Genomic DNA, 9,355 nt, shown 5'->3' with positions numbered 1-9,355 from the left:
GAGCGCTCTCACAGGGGTTCCGGTATTCACGAGTTGAAGCCGGATTGGTCTCGTCCAATGACTTGACGGGGTGCTTTCGCAGGGAGTTGACTCACGCCCTGAACTAAGCCTGGTAAGCGGGTGGTTGGCGCTCCGAGCGCTGCCCGCCCGCCTTCACCGACGTAGCGTCCCCCACCGCGTATCGAGGTGAACCCATGCCTCCACGGCAGTGCCCCGGCTCGTTCCGCTTCCCCGCGGACGCCGTCCCCGCCGTGGCCGTAGGCCATGGCGACATCACCGCCGGCGGTACGGCCGCCTTGTGCCGACCGCCCGCGCACGGGGACGCGACACCCCCACCGCCGGGTTTCCCGGACGACAGACGGATGTGATGGTCATGCACCCCACCCCCCACACCACCCCCCACGAGCCACCAGGCCCACGGCGCTCCGGCCCCCGCCGCGCCCGTCCGTGGGCGTCGGCGGCGGCCCTGGTGGGCCTGGCCCTGACCCTGACGATCACCGGCACGGCCATGGCCGGCTCCACGGACGACAACGCCGCCCCCAAGGCGGCGAAGGCGGCCAAGGCCGCCGAGGCCGAACCCATGGCCGTGCTGTTCGAGGACAACTTCGACGGCCCCGCCGGATCGGCCGTCAACAGCAGCCGGTGGCAGTTGGAGACCGGTGACAACAGCGGCAACAACCACGAGCGGCAGTACTACACCCCGGGCAATGCCAACGCCGCGCTCGACGGCAAGGGCAACCTGGTGATCACCGCCCGCAAGGAGAACCCGAACAACTACCAGTGCTGGTACGGGCGGTGCGAGTACACCTCCGCCCGGATGAACACCGCGGGCAAGTTCACCACCACCTACGGTCACATCGAGGCCCGCATCAAGATCCCGCGCGGCCAGGGCATGTGGCCGGCGTTCTGGATGCTCGGCGCCGACATCGGCCAGCCCGGCGTCGGATGGCCGAACAGCGGCGAGATCGACATCATGGAGAACGTCGGCTACGAGCCCGGGACGGTGCACGGCACCATCCACGGCCCCGGCTACTCCGGCGGCGAGGGCATCGGCGCCGCGTACACCCTGCCGAACGGCCGGGCGTTCGCCGACGACTTCCACACCTTCGCCGTCGACTGGTCCCCCAACTCCATCACCTGGTCGGTGGACGGACAGGTCTACCAGCGCCGCACCCCGGCCGACCTGGGCGGCGACCGCTGGGTGTTCGACAAGCCGTTCTTCCTGATCCTCAACCTCGCGGTGGGCGGCGACTGGCCGGGCCTGCCCGACGGCAGCACCAGCTTCCCGCAGCAGATGGTCGTCGACTACGTCCGCGTCACCAGCGGTGACAGCGGCGGCAGCGGGCGCACCGGCCAGATCACGGGTCTGGCGGGCAAGTGCCTGGACGTGGCCTGGGGGGACACCGCCAACGGCACCCCGGTGCAGATCCACGACTGCAGCGGCAACGCCGCGCAGCGGTGGACCGTCGGCACCGACGGCACCATCCGGGCGCTCGGCAAGTGCCTGGACGTCTCCGGCGCCGGCAAGGCGGACGGCACCGCCGTCCAGCTCTGGGAGTGCAACGGCTCCGCGGCCCAGCAGTGGGTCGTCACCGCGGCACGGGACATCGTCAACCCCAACGCCGACAAGTGCCTGGACGTGAAGGACAACAACGCCGCCAACGGCACCAAGGTGCAGATCTGGACCTGCACCGGGGCCGCCAACCAGAAGTGGACCGCGCCGTAGGCGACCGTGGACCACGGGTCGGCACGGACCTCGGCCGGCGGACGACCGCCGGGTGACCGGGGCCGGACGGCCCGCGAAGGACACCGCGGCCGGCGGGGAGGGTTTCGGACCCCCGCCGGCCGCGGTCGTTCAGTCGCTCCCCGGGCGCTCCTCCGGGTCCGGGGCGACGAGCTCCCGGTATTCGGGATGCAGGGCGATCCACCGCTCCATGAAGGGGCAGGCCGGGCGGACCCGCAGGCCGCGCCGCCGCGCGTCCTCCAGGGCGGTCCGGGCGAGCCGGTCGCCGAGGCCCTGTCCCCGGAAGGGCAGGGACACCACGACCCGGGGATAGGACACCAGGCCATCGGTGCGGACGTAGTCCGCGAAGGCGATGAGCGTCGCGCCGATCCGTGCCTCGAACCGGCCGTGGGCCGGTGAGTCGCTGATCGTGACCGGGCTGTTGGTGGCTGCCGTGGGCATGCTGCGTTCCTCCCGGAATGACCGTATTGCTCCTCTTCTGGTCAACCGAGTGCCACGCGGTGGTGTTCCTACCCCTCCCGGTCGGGCCGGACCGGGACGGGCGGCGTCAGCCCTCCTCCCCGCCCTCCAGCCGGAACCCGACCTTCAGGCCGACCTGGTAGTGCTCGATCGCGCCGTTCGTGATGTTGCCGCGCACCTGGGTCACCTCGAACCAGTCCAGGTTCCGCAGGGTCTGCGAGGCGCGCTCGATCGCGTTGCGGATCGCCTGGTCGACACCCTCGTGGGAGGTGCCGACGATCTCGGTCACCCGGTAGATGTGGTCGGTCATGGTGGCCTCCTGTGGGGACGGTCACGGCCGTTCCTCGTCTCCACGGTGCCCCAGGGCACGGCGGCGCGCGAGTGCTAGGCTCGCGACCGGGCCGTGACTGGCGCGTAGGGATGGGATCGACCATCGGGGAGCGGCCCTCGCCCCGTGCGATGAAGAGCCGCGCGCCTGGGCCGCCCGGACCGCCGTCAAGGACGTCAAGGAGGGCCCATGGCCACCGCACCCACGTCGCGCACCACCCCCGCCGCCTCCACCGCCCCCGCCTCCGCCGCATCGACGGCCTCCACGGCCTTCAACAGCGCCCTGGAGGTGATCCGCACCGTCGAACCGCGCGTCGCCGACGCCATCGCCGCCGAGGTCACCGACCAGCGCGCCTCCCTCAAGCTGATCGCCAGCGAGAACTACGCCTCCCCGGCCGTGCTGCTGGCCATGGGCAACTGGCTCAGCGACAAGTACGCCGAGGGCACCGTCGGCCGCCGCTTCTACGCCGGATGCCGCAACGTCGACACCGTCGAGGCGCTCGCCGCCGAGCACGCCCGCGAGCTGTTCGGCGCCGCCCACGCCTACGTCCAGCCGCACTCCGGCATCGACGCCAACCTGGTCGCCTTCTGGGCCGTCCTCGCCCAGCGCGTGGAGAGCCCCGCCCTGGAGCGCGCCGGGGCGCGCCACGTGAACGACCTGACCGAGGAGGACTGGGCGGCCCTCCGGCGCGAACTGGGCGACCAGCGGATGCTGGGCATGTCCCTGGACGCGGGCGGCCACCTCACCCACGGCTTCCGCCCCAACATCTCCGGGAAGATGTTCGTCCAGCGCAGCTACGGCACCGACCCGGCCACCGGTCTGCTGGACTACGACGCGGTGCGTGCCGCCGCCCGCGAGTTCCGCCCGCTCATCCTGATGGCCGGCTACTCCGCCTACCCCCGCCTGGTGAACTTCCGGATCATGCGGGAGATCGCCGACGAGGTCGGCGCCACCCTGATGGTCGACATGGCCCACTTCGCCGGACTGGTCGCGGGCAAGGTCCTCACCGGGGACTTCGACCCCGTACCGCACGCCAACATCGTCACCACCACCACCCACAAGTCCCTGCGCGGCCCGCGCGGCGGCATGGTGCTGTGCGACGAGTCGCTGGCCGAGCACGTGGACCGGGGCTGCCCGATGGTCCTCGGCGGCCCGCTGCCCAACGTCATGGCCGCCAAGGCCGTGGCGCTGGCCGAGGCCCGGCGGCCGGAGTTCCGCGACTACGCCCGGCAGGTGGTGGACAACGCCGCCGCGCTCGCCGAGGGCCTGCTGCGCCGCGGCGCCACCCTCGTCACCGGCGGCACCGACAACCACCTGGCGCTCATCGACGTCACCGGCTACGGGCTCACCGGCCGCCAGGCCGAGGACGCCCTGCTGGAGGCCGGGATCGTCACCAACCGCAACGCCGTGCCGCGCGACCCCAACGGCGCCTGGTACACCTCCGGCATCCGCGTCGGCACCCCCGCCCTGACCACCCGCGGGCTCGGCACGGCGGAGATGGACGAGGTCGCCGACCTGATCCACACCGTCCTCACCGCCGCCGAGCCGGGCACCGCGCCGGGCGGCGGTGCGTCCAAGGCGCGGTACGTCCTGGACGGCAAGGTCGCCGAGGCCGTCGCGGACCGCGCCGCCGACCTGCTGGCCGGACACCCGCTGTACCCGGGGATCGACCTGATCTGACCGATCCGGGTCCGTTCCGGTCCGACCCGGACCGGGCCCGGCGCGTAGCCTGCCGGTATGACCGACGACCTGCCCGAGATGCGGGCCTCCGACGCCGAACGGGAACGCGTGGCCGAAGTGCTGCGGGAGGCACTGGCCGAGGGGCGGCTCGACATGGAGGAGTTCCAGGAACGACTGGACTCCGCCTACCGGGCGCGCACCCGGGGAGAACTGGCGCCGCTGGTCCGGGACCTGCCCCGGGCGTCCGCGCCCGAGGAGCCCGAGCGGCAGGGCCGCCGCTGGGCCGGACGCTTCGGCGGCAGGCCCACCTCCCGCAGCGGCGTGGCGATCATGGGCGCCTTCGTCCGCAAGGGACCGTGGACCGCTCCCCGCCGCTTCACCGGCTTCGCCTTCTGGGGCGGCGGGGAGATCGACCTGCGCGAGGCCCGCTTCGAGGACCGCGAGATCGAGATCCGCTGCTTCGCGGTCATGGGCGGCATCGACGTGATCGTCCCCCCGGAGGCCGAGGTCGACGTGCGCGGCGTCGGCATCATGGGCGACTTCGACCACAGTGCCGCGGGCACGGGCGAACCGGGGGCGCCCCGGGTGGTGATCACCGGCTTCGCCTTCTGGGGCGGGATCGGCACCAAGCGCAAGCCCGCCCGGCGCGAGACCGGGCGCGGACACCTCGGGGGACCCAGGCACCTGGGGCACGGCGGCGGATGGGGCGACGGGCACGGACGTACGCCGCCGGAGTGACCGGGCCCGCGCCCGCGCGCCGCTCCCCGGTGCCGTCCCTCACCGCCGCCAGGCGGGCTCGTCCGCGCCCGGCCGCCCCGGCGGGTGGGCCCAGCCGGTGGGCCCGCCCTCGTACTCCACCGGGGAGACGGCGTGGCGCAGCCGCCCCAGCGGACTGCCGGTCTCGGTGAGCCAGGGACCGGGGTCGTACGTCTCGGGGGCGTACGCCCCGGGAGCGTGCGGCGGGGGACCGGAGGGCGCCGCCTCGTGCAGCAGCCAGTGCGCGGTCCGCGCCAGCGCCGCCCGCACGTGCCGGGTGCCGCCGTCGCCGCGCTGGTCGGTGAGCGCCCGCAGCACCGCGGCGGCCAGCAGGTAGCCCGTGCCGTGGTCCAGCGCCTGCGCGGGCAGCACACCCGGAGGGTTCCCGCCCTCCACCTCGTCCGCCCCCGCCGCCCCCGCCGCCTCGGCCACCGCGATGCCGCTCGCCGCCTGCACCAGGCTGTCGAAGCCCCGCCGTCCACCCCAGGGGCCGACCCCGGCCCCGCCCCAGGCGTTCAGCTCCGCCACCACCAGGCCCGGCCGCCGCTCGGCCAGCGCCTCGGCCGCCAGCCCGAAGCGGTCCAGGGCACCGGGCCGGTAGCCGGTCACCACCACGTGGGCGGCGGAGAGCAGGTCCTCGAAGGTCCGGCGGCCGGAGCGGGAGGCGAGGTCCAGCAGTGCCGACCGCTTGCCGAACCCGGTGTCGGCGTGGGCGTCCGCGCTCTCGGGCAGCCCCGGCGCGTCGATCCGCAGCACGTCGGCGCCCAGCAGCGCGAGCGTACGGGTGGCCACGGGACCGGCGATGACCCGGGTGAGGTCCAGGACGCGCGGGCCGTCCGGGAGCGGCGGCAGCGGCAGCGGCGGGGCGTCGTCCAGGCGCTCGCGCCCCACCAGGGGGAGCCCGGCCACGGCCGCCCCCTGCGGATGCGCCGCCCACTGCCCCGGGGTGCGCACGGCGACCGCGAGCCCGCCCGCGGCGTGCACCAGCTCCTCGACGTCCTCGGCGCGGCGGCCCGCGAGTTCGCCGGCGACCGCGGCGGCCAGTGCCCCGTCGTCCCCGCGGTCGGGGACGCCGAGGGCGGCCAGCAGCCGGGCGCGGTGGTGCGGGTAGTTGGCGTGGGTGCGCAGCCAGCCGCCGTCGGTGCGCCAGAAGCGGGACAGCGGCGCGAACGTGCCGGCCGGGCGGCCGTCGATCCGCAGGTGCCGCTCGCTGGTGAACGCGGTGGCCACCGCGCCGTCGTCCACCCGTACGGCCGGAACGGCGGTCCCCGCGCGCCGGGCGGCCAGCTCGGCCGCCGCCAGGGAGCACACCGCGACCGTCGACCGGGCCAGTTCCCGCACCGGCAGCCGCGCGGGCAGCACGCCCGCCGGACCGCCCCGGGGGACGTGGCGGACGCGCGCGGGCAGGGCGGGGTCACCGCCCAGTGCGGCCCACAACCGGGCCGGGAACCGTTGCTCCATGGGGGCATGATGCCGCCCCGCCGCCCGCCGGCGCGCCTTGGGGACCGCCCCGCCGCCCGCTTCGGGGATTGTCAGTGCCCGCAACTAAGTTGATCAACAACGCGGTTGAGTAGCCGTACGGATGTTTGGAAGCCGTCTCGCACGGCACGCTGATGGCATGGAGAGGATCATGGAGAACGCGCACCGCACCACGGACCTGACCACCGGCCTGACCCCGCAGTTCGGGCGGGGCCCGGCGCTGGCGGTCGCCCTAGGAGGGACGCTCGCACTGGGCTGGCTGGTCGCCATGGCCTACGTCATAGCCGTCTGGGCGCTGGGCGGCTGACCGGCCCGGACCGCTCGGACCGCCTGGGCCCCTTGGCCCGCGACCCCGTCCCTCAGCCCCGCCCGCCCGGGGAGACCTCGCGGAAGACGATTCCCGCCCGCACCAGCCGCCCGATCAGCGCGTCGCCCATCGCGACCGCCGTGGTGACCTGCCCCGAGGTCCCGGGCAGCTCGTCCAGGGCCAGGCACAGCGCCGACTCCGCCAGCATCTTGGCCGTCTCCCCGTATCCCGGATCGCCGCCGGACACCTCCGTGATCACACGCCGTCCGCCGCCCTCGCCGACGAAGCGGACCGTGAACCAGCTCCTGGCCCGCCGCGCGGCATCCGGCCCCTCGCCCGGCGCCAGCCGCGCGGACAGGGCACGACGGGCGGCCGGGAACTGGGCGAGCGCGTAGAGCACCCCGGCGCCGGCCACCCCGCCCACGGCGACGGGCAGCCGGCGGACGGCGGCGTAGTGGCGGTAGCGGAAGTCCGGACCGTAGCGCTCCAGCGCGGCGGCCGACCGGGCCACGATCCGCGGGTCGACGGTGGGCAGCGGCACCGCCCACGCGCCCGCCTCCCGGCTGCGGTGCGGCCGGCCCAGGGGAGTGCTGATCCGGCGCCCGGCCGGCCGCGGCTCGACCCCGCGCCGCTCCCGGGCCGCGCGCGCCGTCTGACGGCGGCGGGAGAAGGCGGTCAGGGCGGAGGCGAACGTACCGCCGGAGAAGGCGCCGGACGCGCGGACGTAGCCGTCGATCCGCAGCGGCACGCCCTCGGGGAGCCGCCGGACGGTGAACAGCACGCCCAGGTCGTGCGGTACGGAGTCGAAGCCGCAGGCGTGCACCAGCCGCGCCCCGCTCTCGCGGGCCCGCTCGTGGTGGCGCAGGTACATCAGATCGACGAACTCCGGCTCCCCGGCCAGGTCCACGTAGTCCGTCCCCGCCCCGGCGCAGGCGGCCACCAGCGGCGCGCCGTGGCGGACGTACGGGCCGACGGTGGTGGCGACCACGCGGGTGGCGGCGGCGATCTCGCGCAGCGAGCGGGGGTCGCCGGCGTCGGCGTGCAGCAGCGGCAGCCCGGCGCAGGCCGGGTTGATCCCCGCCAGCCGCTCGCGCAGCCGCCGGAGCTTCTCGCGATCGCGCCCCGCGAGCGCCCAGCGGCAGCCGTCGGGGGCGTGTGCGGCCAGGTACGCGGCGGTCAGCTCCCCGGTGAAACCGGTCGCGCCGAAGAGCACCACGTCGTGGTCGCGGTCGTTCCGTGACACTCCTGCCTCCTGGTGCCGGAGAAGAGGGGCGGGATGCGGGGGCCTGTCAGTGACCGACCCTACGGTGGATCCATGGCTGACCGTGTGAAGGGGCGTGCGACGGGGCGGACGGGCGCGCGGCGGGGTCCGTGGGCGGTGCGGGAGGCGGTGCGGGAGTTCGCCCTCGGCCTGCCCGGCGCCCACGAGGACTTCCCCTGGGGCACGTGCGTCGTCAAGGTCAACCGGAAGATCTTCGTCTTCCTCGGCGCCGAGGAGGGCGACGACCCTCCCGGCGTCACCGTGAAGCTCGCCGACCCCGGAGCCCACGGCCACGCGATGTCCGTGCCGGGCGCCGTGCCCACGGGGTACGGGCTCGGCCGGGCGGGCTGGGTGTCCGTACCGCTGGGCGGGGCCGGCGCACCCCCGGCGGAGCTGCTGTGCGACTGGGTCGAGGAGAGCTACCGCACCATCGCCCCCCGGCGCCTCGTCGCCCAGCTCGACGCGAGGACGGAAGCGGGCTGACCCGGCCTGCCCTCGCGCCCGGGAGCCTCGACCCCTCACCTACACCTCCGGTGCGTGGGCCCGGACGGAGCGCGACACGCTCCCCGGGCCGTGCAGCCGTGGCGGACACGACGGGGCCCATCCGTTTCCTGCCGTGTCGCTCCGGAGCCCTGCCTCAAGGGAGCGGGGAGATATCTGCGGCTTGGACCCGGCGAACCGGCTTGACGTTCCTGTCCAGGCTCCAACCGGGGCGCCTCCCCCCAGCGCGTACTGGCTGGTGCCCCCGGACGGGTTCGTCACCCGGTGCCAGGCCGTACGCCTCGGACGGCGACAAGCCCGTCCATTCGCCGAGTTGTCGACCGTGCTCCCCAGGAGGCCCGTGACGCCCTCCGGAGATCGATGGAACGCCTGGACGGACGCTTCAGGGAAGCGACGCGGGACGACGGGACGACGGAGGGAAAGCCGTGACAAAAGTGGAGTTTCCGGTTCGGGTGATTTCCTGCTTTTCCGCTACTCAACGCACCTGCCCCTTACATAACGTGACCAGTGGTGGCATTCGCGCAGCCGGCGGTTGTACGGCCGCCGACCGGTCCTGTGCGGCCGGTACGGCGTGACAGGCCCGCAGCAAGCGCCGTTGGACACGGGCACGACGAAGGGGCAGGTGCACACATGACGCTGGACAACGACGGCACGGAACGCACGGACCACGACAGCGAGGAGACGGCACGCACGGATCACGCCACCGACGGCGCGGACGAATCGTGCTGGGAGGAGGAGTGGGACGACGAGTACGGGCCGGTGGTCAAGGCCGCCGCCCGCCAGATCAAGCTGTGGCGCACCGCGGCGGGCCTGACCCAACTGGAGCTGGGTCGCGCCATC

Annotated in this window: 9 protein-coding genes, 1 pseudogene and 1 riboswitch; of the genes and pseudogenes, 6 read left to right on the top strand and 4 right to left on the bottom strand. The window is 74.5% G+C overall.

Features of this window, described 5'->3' with window-relative positions:
• Positions 1–508 precede the first annotated feature (508 nt).
• Complete coding sequence (locus VE546_RS03530; RefSeq protein ID WP_414720389.1) at positions 509–1,726, top strand: ricin-type beta-trefoil lectin domain protein; 1,218 nt, start codon at positions 509–511, stop codon at positions 1,724–1,726.
• 129 nt (positions 1,727–1,855) lie between these two features.
• On the opposite strand, the gene VE546_RS03525 is transcribed toward VE546_RS03530, so the two are convergent.
• Both VE546_RS03525 and VE546_RS03520 read right to left on the bottom strand, forming a co-directional pair.
• Positions 1,856–2,185, bottom strand: a complete 330-nt coding sequence (locus VE546_RS03525; protein WP_324918118.1) for a GNAT family N-acetyltransferase — start codon at positions 2,183–2,185, stop codon at positions 1,856–1,858.
• A gap of 106 nt (positions 2,186–2,291) precedes the next feature.
• Positions 2,292–2,513, bottom strand: a complete 222-nt coding sequence (locus tag VE546_RS03520; protein ID WP_324918115.1) for a dodecin — start codon at positions 2,511–2,513, stop codon at positions 2,292–2,294.
• A gap of 83 nt (positions 2,514–2,596) precedes the next feature.
• Positions 2,597–2,691, top strand: a riboswitch (ZMP/ZTP riboswitch).
• A gap of 29 nt (positions 2,692–2,720) precedes the next feature.
• Here VE546_RS03520 and VE546_RS03515 point away from each other — a divergent pair.
• Together VE546_RS03515 and VE546_RS03510 are read left to right on the top strand one after the other, a co-directional pair.
• Positions 2,721–4,211, top strand: coding sequence for a glycine hydroxymethyltransferase (locus VE546_RS03515; protein WP_324918112.1), 1,491 nt, complete (start codon positions 2,721–2,723; stop codon positions 4,209–4,211).
• 57 nt (positions 4,212–4,268) lie between these two features.
• Positions 4,269–4,949 (top strand): DUF1707 SHOCT-like domain-containing protein, encoded by a 681-nt coding sequence (locus tag VE546_RS03510; protein ID WP_324918109.1) that lies wholly within the window; start codon positions 4,269–4,271, stop codon positions 4,947–4,949.
• Between the two features lie 39 nt (positions 4,950–4,988).
• Here the strand turns inward: VE546_RS03510 and VE546_RS03505 are convergent, their stop codons facing one another.
• A complete protein-coding gene (locus VE546_RS03505; protein ID WP_324918106.1) occupies positions 4,989–6,428 on the bottom strand; it encodes a CoA transferase in 1,440 nt (479 codons plus the stop codon).
• A 157-nt stretch (positions 6,429–6,585) separates the two neighbouring features.
• Here VE546_RS03505 and VE546_RS03500 point away from each other — a divergent pair, with 157 nt between their 5' ends.
• Positions 6,586–6,753, top strand: coding sequence for a hypothetical protein (locus tag VE546_RS03500; protein WP_324918103.1), 168 nt, complete (start codon positions 6,586–6,588; stop codon positions 6,751–6,753).
• A 52-nt stretch (positions 6,754–6,805) separates the two neighbouring features.
• Here VE546_RS03500 and VE546_RS03495 read toward each other — a convergent pair whose 3' ends face one another.
• Entirely contained in the window at positions 6,806–7,996 is a 1,191-nt protein-coding gene (locus VE546_RS03495; RefSeq protein WP_324918099.1) for a saccharopine dehydrogenase family protein, read from the bottom strand.
• Between the two features lie 72 nt (positions 7,997–8,068).
• On the opposite strand from VE546_RS03495, the gene VE546_RS03490 reads away from it, so the two are divergent.
• Both VE546_RS03490 and VE546_RS03485 read left to right on the top strand, forming a co-directional pair.
• A complete protein-coding gene (locus VE546_RS03490) occupies positions 8,069–8,497 on the top strand; it encodes an MmcQ/YjbR family DNA-binding protein (RefSeq protein ID WP_324918096.1) in 429 nt (142 codons plus the stop codon).
• Positions 8,498–9,145: 648 nt separating this feature from the next.
• A pseudogene (locus VE546_RS03485) lies at positions 9,146–9,355 on the top strand (hypothetical protein); the annotation flags it as partial.

The organism is Streptomyces sp. (genome assembly GCF_035644915.1).
In the GTDB taxonomy this organism is placed as follows: domain Bacteria; phylum Actinomycetota; class Actinomycetes; order Streptomycetales; family Streptomycetaceae; genus Streptomyces.
The sequence above is the reverse complement of the archived record's forward strand: the minus strand, read 5'-3'. Positions and strand labels throughout refer to the sequence as shown.